The organism is Dyella jejuensis, assembly GCF_044904675.1.
Taxonomy (GTDB): domain Bacteria; phylum Pseudomonadota; class Gammaproteobacteria; order Xanthomonadales; family Rhodanobacteraceae; genus Dyella_B; species Dyella_B jejuensis.
On the sequence record NZ_JADIKJ010000008.1, the window covers coordinates 57,487 to 70,185 of the forward strand.

Here is a 12,699-nt window from a genome sequence, read left to right on the forward strand (position 1 = left end):
CAGGCGGGACCAGGCCGCATGCCGGGTCGCCTAAGCCGTGCGCCCGGATCAAACGCAAAGCCCCGCACAGGCGGGGCTTTGCCAGCTTGGCGATAGGCGTCGGCCCTTCGCGTCAATCCCCCATCTGCTTCTGCAGGTGCTCGCGACGCTCCTGCGCATCGAGCGACAGCGTGGCGATCGGGCGGGCATCGAGGCGCTCAAGGCCGATTTCCTCATCGGTCTCCTCGCAATAGCCGTAACGGCCCTCTTCGATGCGGCGCAGCGCCTTGTCGATCTTGGAGATCAGCTTGCGGTAGCGATCGCGGGTACGCAGTTCCAGCGAGTTTTCCGTCTCGCGGGTGGCACGTTCGGCTTCGTCGCCAACGTCACGCACTTCGTCGCGCAGGTTTTCCATGGTCTGGCGCGATTCCTCCACCAGCTGGTCGCGCCATTCCCGCAGCTTGTTGCGGAAATAGGCGAGATGGCGAGGACTCATGTACTCCTCGTCGGAGGAAGGCCGATAGCCAGGGGGCAGGTCGATCTGCGTGGTGATGGGCAGCGCGTACCGGCCGTCTTCGCGGGTCACGCCATTGTCGAGAGTTGTAGCGGTGCTATTCATTGAGGACTGCGGGGTCTTCTGTTTTTTGGTAGGAGGATGATTCACGGTGGCGTTCGCCACGCGCGGTGCCGTCGGACCGACGGCACTGGCCACCTTACCCGTGAGGGGGCGGGCGACCTGTGATGGTACGGGGTGCGGTGTCGCAGTTTTTGCAGCCGGTTTGGCGTCTTTGGCTGGCGCTACCGATTTGGCGGGCGCCGGAGCAGGTTTCGCAGCCGGCTTCGCGGCAGGGTGTTCGGCCACTTTCTTGGCGGGCGCCGCCGGCTTGGCCGGGGTGATGCGCTTGGGTTCCGGCTTGGCCACAGCCTTCTTCACGGGTGCGGCCTTCTTCGCCTGGGGCTTGGCAATGGGTTTGGCGGCCTTTTTGGCGACGACCTTCTCGGCCGTTGCCTTTTTGGCAACCGCCTTGGCTGGCGTTTTTTTTGCCGCCGCCTTCTTGGCCGGCGCGGCTTTCTTCACGGACTTGGCGGCAGCGACCTTGGCCTTGCCAGCCTTCGCTTCGTTGCCTTTACCCGCAGCCTTGCCTTTCTGAGCTTTCTTGGCGGCGGTCGGATTACGCGTGGTTTTCGCCATTTACCTTCACCATTTTGGCCGTGGCGGCCGGGTGTTATAGCCCAATACCCTTACACCGGCAACCGTCCTTCTGGAATACTTGCGGCATTTGGTGCTACAGGCAGTTTCGGCAACGTGAATGCCGTGAGTCGATCGATTCTTTTCCTGCTCAAGCTCTACAAGCGCTTCGTGAGCCCCCTGTTAGGACAGCGTTGTCGCTTTTACCCCAGTTGCTCCGATTATGCACGCATCGCGGTTACCCGTTTCGGTCCGTGGCGCGGCAGCGTGCTGGCCGGCTGGCGTATTCTCCGCTGCCAGCCGCTGTGCGCGGGGGGCGACGATCCGGTACCCGAGCATTTCCATCTTGCTGGCTGCCGCCCCCAGGCACGCGATGGAAGCGACCCGGAACAAGGAGCAGGAAAACAATGAGGGTCCGGCACACCGTGTTCTACTTGTCTTCTTTTCCACTCAAAAGCCGCTATGTTCGATAATCGCGCAAATCGGCGCGCATCCCGTGCGCGAAAAGCGCGCCTCGCGGGAACGCTGTAGCAGGACCATCACGAGCACCGTCTCCCCGCTTTTTTCCATCCATCGGAGCCACGCATGTCCACCAACTGGCTGATCAAGAACGCCGAACTGATCAATGAGGGGCGCCGCTTCCATGCCGACCTGCGCGTGAAGCACGGCCGGATCGAGAACATCGGCGACAGCCTGGACGTGCGTCCGGGCGAACAGGTGATCGATGCCTCCGGACTGTGGCTGCTGCCCGGCATGATCGACGACCAGGTGCATTTCCGAGAACCCGGCCTGACCCACAAGGCCGACATCGCGCACGAATCGCGCGCCTGTGCCGCAGGCGGCATCACCAGTTTCATGGAGATGCCCAACACCAGGCCCCCGGCGCTGGATCGCGAATCGCTGGAGGCCAAGTACAGCCGCGCGGCCGAAACCTCCGCCGTGAACTATGCCTTTTACATGGGCGCCAGCAACGATAATCTCGAAGCGATCCGCGCGCTGGATCCGAAGGCCGCGCCCGGCATCAAGGTGTTCATGGGTGCCTCCACCGGCAACATGCTGGTGGACAATCCGGAAACGCTGGACGGCATTTTCCGCGAAGCTCCCACGCCGATCATCACCCACTGCGAAGACACGCCGATGATCGACGCGCTGCATGCCAAGGCGCGCGAGAAATACGGCGAGAACATTCCCGCACGAGAACATCCGCTGATCCGCTCGCGCGAGGCTTGCATCAAGTCGACCCGGCTGGCGATCGCGCTGGCGCAGAAGCATGGGACGCGCCTGCATGTGCTGCATATCTCCACCGCGGACGAACTGGCGCTGTTCCAGCCGGGCCCGCTGCAAGGCAAGCGCATCACCGCCGAAACCTGCGTGCATTTCCTGCATTTCAGCGACGAGGACTACGAACGGCTCGGCTTCCTGATCAAATGCAATCCGGCGATCAAGACGGCAGCCGACCGCGACGCCATTACCAAGGCGTTGGCGGAGCGACGCATCGACGTGCTGGCGACCGATCATGCGCCGCACCTGCTGGAAGAAAAAAACCAGCTTTACGACAAGGCTCCGTCTGGCTTGCCGCTGGTCCAGTTCGCGCTGCAGGCCGCGTTGCAGCGGGTGACCGAAGGCAAGCTGACACTTGAGCGGGTGGTGGAAGCCGTCTGCCACGCGCCGGCCACGCTGTTCGACGTGCACGAGCGCGGCTTCCTGCGCGAAGGCTATGCAGCCGACCTGGTCTTGGTCGATCCGCGCAAGCCGCACACCGTGCGGCGCGAAGAAGTGCTGTCGAAGTGCGGCTGGTCGCCGTTCGAAGGCTATACATTCAGCAGTTCGATCGCGGCCACTTTCGTCAATGGCCAACGCATTTGGGATGGCTCGCGCATGGACGACACCGTGCGTGGCGAGCGCCTGGCCTTCGATCGATAACAGGTCCGGGACGTGCCGGCTGCGTCGCCGCCGGCACGCGCGGCTCAGTGAATTTCCGAGATCACGATCCGAACCGGGCCCTCGTTGCCGGAGCGGCCCAGCACGCTCACCTGGGTATCGTTGACGGCCAGCGTGCGATCTCCTTGCTTGATCCGCGCCGACACAGCGAAGTCCACGCCATCGGCCAGCTCCGCCGGCTCGTAGCCCAGCACGAACGACACGGGCGAGGAACCGATCGGCACAATGCGATCCGTGGCAATGACCCGGGCCGGGGCGTCCTGTTTGCTGACATCGGCCAGCGTCACTTCGAGATACGCATCGGCAGGCAGAGGGTGCGAAAGCGCATAGTCGACTTCGCCGGCAAGCGACTTCATCAGCATTTGCTGTTTCGGCGCCCTGTCCTTGCCGAAGTGCGGCATCCAGCTACAAGCGGCCAATGCCAGCAGGCCGATCGACAGCACACCGTGACGAATCTTCATGGAAATTCCTTTTTTGCAGGGTCCGGGATCATAGCAACCGCACGCTGCAGGAGGCCCCTTCAGGCGCGCTCCGCGCCGTAACCGCCGGCAACGCCTTTGCTCGCGTAAGCCACGGCATCATGTGGATGCAAGCTTTCCTGGTGCTCCAGGCGAACGTGGAAATCGACGATGCCCGGGTCGGCATCGAGCGCGCGCTGGATGCGTCGCGCGGCATCCTCGCAGAACATCAGATTGCCGCCATTGGCGAGCGCGAAAGCCTGTTCGTCTTCGCGTTTCACCGCCGTCTGCACGGGCGTGCCCAGCGCCTGCTCCACACGGTCGAGCAGACCGATCAGGTTCAGCGGCGCGCCTTCGGCGAATCGCACCAGCAGGCGTGCCACGCTGCGTTGTGCATGCGGCGTGGCGACAATGCCCTTCTCGCTACCCAGCCATGCCAGCACGGCAGCGTGGTCCAGCGGAACGTTGACGTCGAAATCCTTGGCAAATTGTTCCTGGATCAATTGCCGGGACAAAGCGGCCGACGCCGGACACGTCGAGGAATACACCACTTCCGTGCCCAGTTCCATGCGGAATCCATCCGCGCACAAGCTGGCCTCGACGGACACCGGGTAGGCACGCCAGCCACTGTTACCGCTACGCAGCGCGGCACGGCGCACGAGCTGGTCGAAGCGAACGCTGAGGCGGGCGCGATCGGACAGATCCTTGTGCGAATCCAGGAAAGCGCGCAGCAGCGATTCGAGCCTCGTGGCGTCGATCGGGTTGCTGCTCAGGTATTCATCGACCAGCAGATATAGCCGAGACATATGAATGCCGCGCCGGTCCGGCCGGATCAGGTTGACGAACGCGCCGACCTGGGCGCTGGAACGCTGCGCCGCGCCGTCGCCGGCGTCGAAGTGCACCGGGACCTCGATGCCGTCCATGCCGACCCAATCCAGCGCGCCGGCCAGATGCGGCTGCGCCTGGGTGGCAACGTCGGGCATCAGGCGGGCCGTGTTTTCGTGGGTATGCATGGGACATCCTTTAAAAGCCGGCGCTCGGCTGCCGCGAGCCCCCTATGTTGGGGCAGCCTGACGCCGCGCAACAGGGCCTGCGGAAGAAACGGTGCGTTTACCGGTCCCGGGACTTTTGTTGCTGCCAGCGGCGAGCCGCCCGCCAGGCGCGCAGGGTCACCATGAACCCGCTATCGGGCGCACCTTGCTGCAGCACTTTCATCGGCGCGCTGGCGCGCGCCGCCTTGCCCGCCAGCCATTCGGCCAGGCCGGCCTCGAGCGCCCGGAATACGCTGAGCGGTCCGGCGAGCTGGCTCGATTCGCGCCATGCCGATTGCAGATCATCCAATTGCGCCTTGATCGCCCGGTCGCGCGCCTCGCCTTGCTGGCGCAGGCCGTTGCGGTCGAGATGGAACCGCGCCAGGCGCGCCATCGGCAACGGCAAGCGGTCCTGCTCGGCATCTTCCTGCAGGCGCCGCAGCGCATACAGCATGTGGCTCAGTGTCGCCACGCGCGTGGCGCGGGCCGACGATGCGTCCTGGCCGTACCACCAGGCCGTCTCCAGCGCCGCCAGCGCGCCATGCAAGACGGAAGCTGCGTTGACCTGCGCGGCGAAGTCCACCGCGGTGCCCTCTTCCAGTTGCGCCATGGCCGCCAGCACCGGTGCAAGCCAGCGCTCGGACGGCACGGCATGCGCGCGCTCGTCATCAAACAGCATCCGGGTCAGCGGATGACGGCCGCCGCTGGCGGCCGCGCCGCTCAATTCTTCTGCCCACCAGTTGAGCTTGGTCGCGGCAACCTGCGGTTCGCGGATGCCGTAAGCGGCGGAAAGCAGTTCCTGTTCCAATGCGGCGAGCGCGACATGGCCGGGATATTTGCCAGGCTCGACAAACACCAGCGCCATACGCTGCTGCGGCTGCACGGCCAGCCATTTGTCGAGGTAACTTTGCAGTGCGCCGTGCGAAAAAACGTCCTCGCTCACGCCATGGCCTTCCATGTGAGCAACCCAGCCAGCTGGCTGGGATGTTCCAGTACGGCATCGGCGCCCCACGCATGCGGATCGCCGCCATCCAGGTAGCCCCAAAGCACCGCCACCGTATAGAGCCCCGCGTCACGGCCCGCCTGGATATCGCGCCGGTCATCGCCGACGAACAGGCATCGGGCCGGTTCGAGTCCGGCACGCTCGCATGCCAGCAGCACCGGCGCCGGATCGGGTTTGCGCACCGGCAAGGTATCGCCGGAGACGACCGCCGCCGCGCGTTGGCTCCATCCGATCTGCTGCACCAGATCGTCGGTGAGATAACCCGGCTTGTTGGTGACGATGCCCCAGGCCAGCCCACCGGTTTCAAGCAACTCAAGCAGCGTCTCGACGCCATCGAACGGGCGCGTATGGCGGCACATCATCCCGTGGTAAAGCTCGAGATAACGGGGCATCCGCTCCAGCAACGCTTGATCGCTTTCGTCGAAGGCGCAACGCAGGATGGCCCGCGACCCGCGCGAAACGACTTCCCGCACGGCCGCATACGAAGGCACGCCAGCACCGACCTCATCGCAATAGGCGGCCAGGGTGGCGTGCAGGTCGGGGGCGCTGTCCAGCAAGGTGCCGTCCAGATCGAACAGGACGCCTTGCGGTGATGACGGTGGGGATTTCTTCATGCCGGCTTGCGTGCGCACAAAAGATAGTTGACGGCGGTAAACCGGCTCAGCCACGCCTTGCGGTTGAGCGGGTTGTAGCCCAGACCGCTTACATCCTCCAGTTCCAATCCGGCCTGGCGCAGCAAGCGCCCCAGCTCGGATGGCTTGAGGAACTGCGCGTAATGATGGGTGCCGCGCGGAAGCATGCGCATGATGTATTCGGCACCGAGTATGGCGGCGCCAAACGCGGCGGGCGTGCGGTTGAGCGTGGACATGAACAACGGCGCGCCCGGCTTGAGCATGGCGGCCAGGTCGCGTACCAGCTCGGCAGGATCTGGCACGTGCTCGATCAGTTCCATGCAGCACACGGCGTCGAAGCTCGCCGGCTCCGCAGCGGCGAGCTCGGCGGACGACTGCTTCCGATAGTCGACGTGCAAATTCGATTCGTGCAAATGCAACCGGGCGATCTCGATCACTTTCAGGCCGAGGTCGATGCCGACCACCTCGGCCCCGGCGCGCGCCAATGCTTCGCTCAGCAAACCACCGCCGCAACCGACATCGGCGATCTTTGCGCCACGCAAGGGTACCCGTGCGGCCACGTAATCAAAACGAACCGGGTTGAGATCGTGCAACGGCCGCGATTCGCCATCCGGATCCCACCATCGCGCGGCCAGTTTGTCGAAGCGTGCGATTTCGTCGTGGCTGACGTTCTGTACGGTCTGCATGAGGGGGAACTCCGATATACGAGGCAAAATTAGCGCGCGATCCATTCGTACAATGTGATATCCCAGCCTCCGCTGGTATGCGCCGGATCGCTGTGAGCGATGGTTTGCGCTTCTTCCAGCGACTGCGCGCGCAGCAGATAGGCGCCTCCGGATTTGTCGCCGAACGGACCGGACATTTCGTTGCGTCCTTGCGCGCGCAGCTCTTCCAGGAACTGCTGGTGCAGTGGCACCACGGCGGGTTCGAACTGCGGGCGACGGTGCAAGATGACGAGATAGCGATGCATGCGCGTCATCCGCCCATGTCAAGGGCGGCGATGCGTTCACGCCATGCATGCGTGCGGGCCAGGATGCCGGCCGTATCCATATCCACCAGCTCACGCCCGGCCAGCTTGCGTTGACCGGCAATCCACACGTCGGTGACCTGATGGCGTCCGGTGGCATAGACCAGCTGCGAAATAACGTGAAACAGCGGCTGGGTTTCCAGATCGCTGAGCCGTATCGCCGCAAGGTCGGCCTGCTTGCCGGCTTCGATCGAACCGATGTCGGCATCCAATCCAAGCGCCTTGGCTGCGTGCAGGGTAGCCGCGCGCAACGCGAAACCGGCGTCGAATGCGGCCGCATCCTGCGCCACCGTCTTCGCCAGCAACGCGGCGGTGCGCATTTCGCCGAACATGTCCAGATCATTGTTGGACGCACAACCATCGGTGCCCAAGGCGAGGTTCACGCCCGCCTGGCGCAGCTTTTCCGCCGGGCAAAATCCGGAGGCCAACTTCAAATTGGACTCGGGACAGTGCACGACGGACACGCCGGCCTCGGCGCAGGCGGCGATTTCGCCATCCGTGAGCTGGGTCATGTGCACCGCGATCAGGCGGTCGTTCACCAGGCCCAGCTTCTGCAGGCGCTGGAACGGACGCAGGCCGGACTTCTTGCGCTCCTCGTCCACTTCGTGCGCGGTTTCGTGCAAATGCAGATGCACGGGAATATCGAGCTGGTCGGCCAGTACCCGAATGCGCTCGAACGACTCGTCCGATACCGTGTACGGCGCATGCGGCGCGAAGGCGGTGCGGATCAGCGGGTCACTGCGAAAACTGTCGTGCGTGGCACCGGCGCGTTCGAAATACTCATCCTGGGTACGGGCCCATGCCGATGGGAATTCGATCACCGGCAGGCCGACCACAGCGCGAAATCCATGCTTGCGATAGGTGGCGCCGATGGCATCCGGGAAAAAGTAGTTCTCGTTGGCACAGGTGGTGCCGCCGCGCAGCATCTCGGCAATGGCGAGCTCCACGCCGTCACGCACGAATTCCGGGCCGATCACCTTGGCCTCGACCGGCCAGATGTGCTGCTGCAGCCAGACCATCAGCGGCAAATCGTCCGCAAGGCCGCGCATCAGGGTCATCGGGTTGTGTGTGTGCGTGTTGATCAGGCCGGGAATCAGTACGTGCTCGCCAAGCTCGACCCGTTCACGCGGGGCGTAAGCCGCGCGCGCGCGCACAATCGGCAGCACCGCAACGATTCGATCGGCGTCGACCGCCACCGCATGATGTTCGAGCACCACGTCGCGTGGTTCGACCGGTACGACCCAGCGGGCCTCGATGAGTAGATCGATGGTCTGCGGAGCGTTCTGGCTCATCGTTATTCGCCTTGCGGGGAGTCATACGAGATGGGGCGGCACATCTTACGATGCCCGCCCCGGGTTTGATTCGCCGCCCTGTTCGCCCCTGCTCGCGAAGGGCGGGAGGATCGGCCCGGCGTCACTTCACGCGGCTGACATATTCGCCGGAACGGGTATCGACCTTGATCACTTCGTCCTGGTTCACGAACAGCGGTACGCGCACCACGGCCCCGGTCTCCAGCTTGGCCGGCTTGCCGCCGCCACCGGAGGTATCGCCGCGCAGGCCCGGATCGGTCTCGACGATCTTCAACTCGACGAAGTTCGGCGCCTGGACCGAGATCGGGCGGCCATTCCACAGCGTGACCACGCACTCCTCCTCGCCTTTCAGCCACTTGGCTGCATCCGCCATGGCGGCGGCGTCAGCCTGGTGCTGCTCGAACGATTCCTGGTGCATGAAGTGCCAGAATTCGCCATCGCTGTAGAGATACTGCATGTCGGTATCGACCACGTCGGCGCCCTCGTAGGAGTCGCTCGACTTGAGCGTCTTTTCCGTGGTGCGGCCGTTGAGCAGATTGCGGACCTTGATGCGGGTGAAGGCCTGGCCCTTGCCCGGCTTGATGAACTCCGCCTCGGTGATGATGTAGGGATCACCATCGACGATGATCTTCAGACCGTTCTTGACGCCGTTAAGGTCGTAATTGGCCATGCACTTCGCTCCAATGAGGAAAACCGCTGCCGTGAGCGGCTAAAATAGATAGTTTCGAGGGCCAAGACGCCCGCATAGAGCCCGATATGATAACCGCAAGCCCTGGCGCCCGCATTACATCGCCTGCTCCGGCCGACTGGCGGCAGCTTTGGCGCGATTCAGTCACCGACAGCCACGAACTGCTCGATCTGCTTGGGCTTGGCCATCTCGCTGGCCAATTGCCCGCCGGGGACGCCGGCTTTGCGCTGCGCGTGCCCCGCGGTTTCGTCGCGCGCATGCGCCCGGGTGACGCCCGCGACCCCTTGCTCTTGCAAGTGCTGCCACGGTGGGCCGAACGCGAGCAGGCGCCGGGCTTCGTTATCGACGCGGTGGGCGATCTCGCCGCGCGCGAAGCGCAGGGCGTGCTGCACAAATACCACGGTCGCGCCCTGTTGATCGCCAGCGGCAGTTGCGCGATCAACTGCCGCTACTGTTTCCGCCGGCACTTTCCGTATGGCGAAGAGATGGCCGCAGCGGGCCAGTGGCGGCAGGCGCTGGAGCACGTCCGCCAGGATCCTTCTATTAACGAATTGATCCTGTCCGGCGGCGATCCGCTGGCGCTGGCCACCGCCAAGCTGGAAGAACTCGGCCGGGGCCTGGCGGACCTCCCGCATGTGGTTCGCTTGCGCATCCACACGCGCCTGCCGGTCGTGCTGCCCGAGCGCATCGATGCATCGTTCGTCGACTGGCTGGGTTCGCTGCCCATGCAAAAAGTGGTCGTGCTGCATGCCAATCACGCCAACGAATTCGACCACACCGTGGATGCCGCCTGCGCCCGCTTGCGCGAAGCGGGCGCAACATTGCTTAACCAGGCCGTGCTGCTACGCGGCGTCAACGACGATGCCGACACGTTGGCCGCGTTGTCCGAACGCATGTTCATGGCGGGCGTGCTGCCGTATTACCTGCACCAGTTGGACCGGGTCCAGGGCGCGGCGCACTTCGAAGTGAGCGATGCCCATGCCCGGGCATTGCTTGATACCTTGCGCGCCCGCCTGCCCGGTTACCTGGTACCCAGGCTGGTCCGCGAGATGGGTGGCGATCCATCCAAGCGTCCGCTGTAACGGATACCTTCCCGCCAGTCACTTGTCCTGCCCGCTTCGCGACAGGCCATTCACGAACGGCCTCGACCGGAGCAGTCTCGGCGCTTCCGCGGCCGCCGCCCGTCATGCGCTTCATCACCAATGCATGAATTGACGCTGGCGAGGCTGAACGGAATCCGTTAAAACACATGGGTAGTGCCGGCCAGCTCTCGGATGCCTTCCGCGCGAGCAGCCCTATCCAAGGAAGCACGACGCACCCATGAAGACAGACTCCGTTATCAAGATCCTCTTTATCGAGAACTCGGTAGAGGACGCGGAACAGATCATTACGTTATTGCGCAATGCGGGCGTCGCGGTCCGCCCTGCGCGGGCCACCACTCCGGAGCAGATCCATGCGGCGCTGGAAGAACTCGGCCCCGACCTGGTGCTGTTCAATCCCGGCGTCAACGGTTTGCCGCTGCGCGGCGTCGCGCAACAGATCGATGCCAGCGCTCGCGATATCGCCCTGATCGCCTGCGTCTCCAAGATGGATGACCAGGGCATCGCCGACATGTTCCAGGACGGCGTACAGGGCGTCGGTTCACGCAGCCAGCCCAAGCAGCTGATTACCGTGATCAGGCGTGAATTCGACTCGCTCAACACGCGCCGGCAAGTGCGCCGGCTGGAGTCGGCGCTGCGCGAATCGGAGCGGCGCTGCGATGCATTGCTGGATTCGTCGAACGATCCGATCGCCTATGTGCACGAAGGCATGCACGTGCGCGCCAATCGCTCCTACCTGGATACGTTCGGCTACGCGGATTACGAAGACTTGCTCGGCCTGCCGGTGCTCGACCTGATCGGCCCGGCCGACGCAGACGCCTTCAAAGGCCTGCTGCGCGCCCTTTCGCGCGGCGAGAAGGCCGATCTTCGGCTGGAGCTGCACGCGCGGCGCGCCGACGGCAGCACCTTCCGGGCCACCGCGGAGTTCGCCCACGCCACGTTCGAAGGCGAAGCCTGCCTGCAGATCGTGTTCCGCCGCCAGCAGGTCGATCCGGCCCTGGTCGAGCAATTGCAGCGCGACCCGGTGACCGGCCTCTACAACCGCGCACGCACGCTGGAATGCATCGATAACGCCGTGGCGGCTGCCAGCGAAGGTCGCAAGGGTCAAAGCCTGCTGCTGATCGAGCCTGACAACTGGACCCCGATCGTGAACGGCATCGGATTGGGCAAGGCCGACGAATTGCTGGCCGCCTTCGCCCATCGCGTAAGCATGCAGCTCGGCCAGGAAGACATCGCGGGCCTGCTTGCCGAGCATACGATCGGCGTCATCCTGCATACGGAAAATGATGAAGCCATCCGCGAATGGATCGGCGGCCTGCAGCAAACCATCTCGCGCGAAATCTTCGACCTCGGCACGCAATCGATCACGCTGACCACCAGTATCGGCGGCAGCTTGCTGGGCGAGAAGAACGCCAATACCGACATGCTGTTGAACCAGGCCAGCCAGGCCCTGCGCAGCGCGCAGAGCCAGGGCGGCAACCGTAGCGAACTGCACGACCCCGCCGCGCGCGAGAAAGCCGATGCCGAACGCGAGCGCAATTGGCTGAACCTGCTGCGCCAGGCGCTCACCCAGAACGAATTCGTGCTCTACCACCAGCAGAGCATCAGCCTGCAGGATGCCGAGGGCGACTATTCAGAAATCCTGCTGCGCATGAACGGCCCGCAGGGAGAAGTGTTGCCCGGCTTCTTCATGCCGATTGCCGAAAAGCACGGCCTTAACGCCGAGATCGATCGCTGGGTACTGAACCAGGCGATCAATGCGCTCAAGGCGCGCGAACGGCTGGGCATGCCGACGACTTTCTTCGTAAAGCTCACGGCCGATTCATTGCAGCAGCAAGCCAGCCTGCTGCCTTGGCTGGAGCGGACGCTGAAACAGGCCAGCCTGAAACAGGGCCGCCTGGTGCTGGAAATGACTGAAAGCAAAGTGGTGACCATGCTGCGCCCGGCGCAAGAGTTCATCACGGCCTGGAAGAAACTCGGCGGTTTTTTTGCCCTGGAGCAATTCGGCTCCGGCCTCAATTCGTTCCAGTTGCTCAACCATATCGATGCCGACTACCTGAAGATCGACCGCAGCTTCATGGCCGACCTGCCGCAGCATCCGGAGAATCAGAAGAAGATCACCGAGATCTGCCAGCAGGCGCACGAGATGAAGCGCATGGCGTTAGCTGAATGGGTGGAGGATGCCGCCAGCACCTCGCTGCTGTTCGCCTGCGGCGTGGATTTCGTGCAGGGCAACTTCCTGCAGGAGCCGCAGCCGCTGCAGGTGAATGGATGAAATGACCGGAACGGAGCCTCGCGCAGCAGGAAATCGTAAACGTGGTTGCAGTACCTAACCGTCACT

Annotated in this window: 13 protein-coding genes; 4 read left to right on the forward strand and 9 right to left on the reverse strand. The window is 63.9% G+C overall.

The window, feature by feature from the left end; all coding sequences use genetic code 11:
- Window positions 1-112: 112 nt before the first annotated feature.
- Window positions 113-1,171 carry an RNA polymerase-binding protein DksA gene (gene dksA, locus ISP15_RS08285; RefSeq protein ID WP_404546789.1) on the reverse strand — a complete coding sequence of 353 codons (1,059 nt, stop codon included), beginning with the start codon at window positions 1,169-1,171 and terminating at the stop codon, window positions 113-115.
- A 123-nt stretch (window positions 1,172-1,294) separates the two neighbouring features.
- On the opposite strand from dksA, the gene yidD reads away from it, so the two are divergent.
- Both yidD and ISP15_RS08295 read left to right on the forward strand, forming a co-directional pair.
- Window positions 1,295-1,579 carry a membrane protein insertion efficiency factor YidD gene (yidD, locus tag ISP15_RS08290; RefSeq protein ID WP_404546790.1) on the forward strand — a complete coding sequence of 95 codons (285 nt, stop codon included), beginning with the start codon at window positions 1,295-1,297 and terminating at the stop codon, window positions 1,577-1,579.
- Window positions 1,580-1,753: 174 nt separating this feature from the next.
- The gene (locus tag ISP15_RS08295) at window positions 1,754-3,091 is read left to right on the forward strand and encodes a dihydroorotase (protein WP_404546791.1); all 1,338 of its coding nucleotides are present in this window, start codon (window positions 1,754-1,756) and stop codon (window positions 3,089-3,091) included.
- Between the two features lie 44 nt (window positions 3,092-3,135).
- Here the strand turns inward: ISP15_RS08295 and ISP15_RS08300 are convergent, their stop codons facing one another.
- The 8 genes from ISP15_RS08300 to efp form a co-directional block, all read right to left on the reverse strand.
- Window positions 3,136-3,570: a YbaY family lipoprotein gene (locus tag ISP15_RS08300; RefSeq protein WP_404546792.1), complete on the reverse strand. Its 435-nt coding sequence runs from the start codon at window positions 3,568-3,570 to the stop codon at window positions 3,136-3,138.
- A 59-nt stretch (window positions 3,571-3,629) separates the two neighbouring features.
- Complete coding sequence (folE2, locus tag ISP15_RS08305) at window positions 3,630-4,580, reverse strand: GTP cyclohydrolase FolE2 (RefSeq protein WP_404546793.1); 951 nt, start codon at window positions 4,578-4,580, stop codon at window positions 3,630-3,632.
- 97 nt (window positions 4,581-4,677) lie between these two features.
- Window positions 4,678-5,541 carry a squalene/phytoene synthase family protein gene (locus ISP15_RS08310; protein ID WP_404546794.1) on the reverse strand — a complete coding sequence of 288 codons (864 nt, stop codon included), beginning with the start codon at window positions 5,539-5,541 and terminating at the stop codon, window positions 4,678-4,680.
- Window positions 5,538-6,215 carry a phosphoglycolate phosphatase gene (gph, locus tag ISP15_RS08315; protein ID WP_404546795.1) on the reverse strand — a complete coding sequence of 226 codons (678 nt, stop codon included), beginning with the start codon at window positions 6,213-6,215 and terminating at the stop codon, window positions 5,538-5,540. The genes ISP15_RS08310 and gph overlap by 4 nt, the downstream gene beginning before the upstream one ends.
- Window positions 6,212-6,919: a bifunctional 2-polyprenyl-6-hydroxyphenol methylase/3-demethylubiquinol 3-O-methyltransferase UbiG gene (gene ubiG, locus ISP15_RS08320; protein ID WP_404546796.1), complete on the reverse strand. Its 708-nt coding sequence runs from the start codon at window positions 6,917-6,919 to the stop codon at window positions 6,212-6,214. The genes gph and ubiG overlap by 4 nt, the downstream gene beginning before the upstream one ends.
- 29 nt (window positions 6,920-6,948) lie before the next feature.
- Window positions 6,949-7,203: a YciI family protein gene (locus tag ISP15_RS08325; RefSeq protein ID WP_404546797.1), complete on the reverse strand. Its 255-nt coding sequence runs from the start codon at window positions 7,201-7,203 to the stop codon at window positions 6,949-6,951.
- A gap of 5 nt (window positions 7,204-7,208) precedes the next feature.
- Window positions 7,209-8,552 carry a TRZ/ATZ family hydrolase gene (locus ISP15_RS08330; protein WP_404546798.1) on the reverse strand — a complete coding sequence of 448 codons (1,344 nt, stop codon included), beginning with the start codon at window positions 8,550-8,552 and terminating at the stop codon, window positions 7,209-7,211.
- A 121-nt stretch (window positions 8,553-8,673) separates the two neighbouring features.
- Window positions 8,674-9,240, reverse strand: a complete 567-nt coding sequence (gene efp / locus ISP15_RS08335; RefSeq protein WP_404546799.1) for an elongation factor P — start codon at window positions 9,238-9,240, stop codon at window positions 8,674-8,676.
- Window positions 9,241-9,326: 86 nt separating this feature from the next.
- On the opposite strand from efp, the gene epmB reads away from it, so the two are divergent.
- Window positions 9,327-10,340, forward strand: a complete 1,014-nt coding sequence (gene epmB, locus ISP15_RS08340) for an EF-P beta-lysylation protein EpmB (RefSeq protein ID WP_404546800.1) — start codon at window positions 9,327-9,329, stop codon at window positions 10,338-10,340.
- Between the two features lie 238 nt (window positions 10,341-10,578).
- Window positions 10,579-12,633 carry a GGDEF/EAL domain-containing response regulator gene (locus tag ISP15_RS08345; protein WP_404546801.1) on the forward strand — a complete coding sequence of 685 codons (2,055 nt, stop codon included), beginning with the start codon at window positions 10,579-10,581 and terminating at the stop codon, window positions 12,631-12,633.
- Window positions 12,634-12,699: the final 66 nt, after the last annotated feature.

Excerpts from the sequence above, each read along its gene's own strand:
- dksA (WP_404546789.1), bottom strand. The coding sequence starts at position 1,171 with ATGGCGAAAACCACGCGTAATCCGACCGCCGCCAAGAAAGCTCAGAAA.
- ISP15_RS08295 (WP_404546791.1), top strand. The coding sequence starts at position 1,754 with ATGTCCACCAACTGGCTGATCAAGAACGCCGAACTGATCAATGAGGGG.
- ISP15_RS08300 (WP_404546792.1), bottom strand. The coding sequence starts at position 3,570 with ATGAAGATTCGTCACGGTGTGCTGTCGATCGGCCTGCTGGCATTGGCC.
- folE2 (WP_404546793.1), bottom strand. The coding sequence starts at position 4,580 with ATGCATACCCACGAAAACACGGCCCGCCTGATGCCCGACGTTGCCACC.
- gph (WP_404546795.1), bottom strand. The coding sequence starts at position 6,215 with ATGAAGAAATCCCCACCGTCATCACCGCAAGGCGTCCTGTTCGATCTG.
- ubiG (WP_404546796.1), bottom strand. The coding sequence starts at position 6,919 with ATGCAGACCGTACAGAACGTCAGCCACGACGAAATCGCACGCTTCGAC.
- ISP15_RS08325 (WP_404546797.1), bottom strand. The coding sequence starts at position 7,203 with ATGCATCGCTATCTCGTCATCTTGCACCGTCGCCCGCAGTTCGAACCC.
- ISP15_RS08330 (WP_404546798.1), bottom strand. The coding sequence starts at position 8,552 with ATGAGCCAGAACGCTCCGCAGACCATCGATCTACTCATCGAGGCCCGC.
- efp (WP_404546799.1), bottom strand. The coding sequence starts at position 9,240 with ATGGCCAATTACGACCTTAACGGCGTCAAGAACGGTCTGAAGATCATC.
- epmB (WP_404546800.1), top strand. The coding sequence starts at position 9,327 with ATGATAACCGCAAGCCCTGGCGCCCGCATTACATCGCCTGCTCCGGCC.
- ISP15_RS08345 (WP_404546801.1), top strand. The coding sequence starts at position 10,579 with ATGAAGACAGACTCCGTTATCAAGATCCTCTTTATCGAGAACTCGGTA.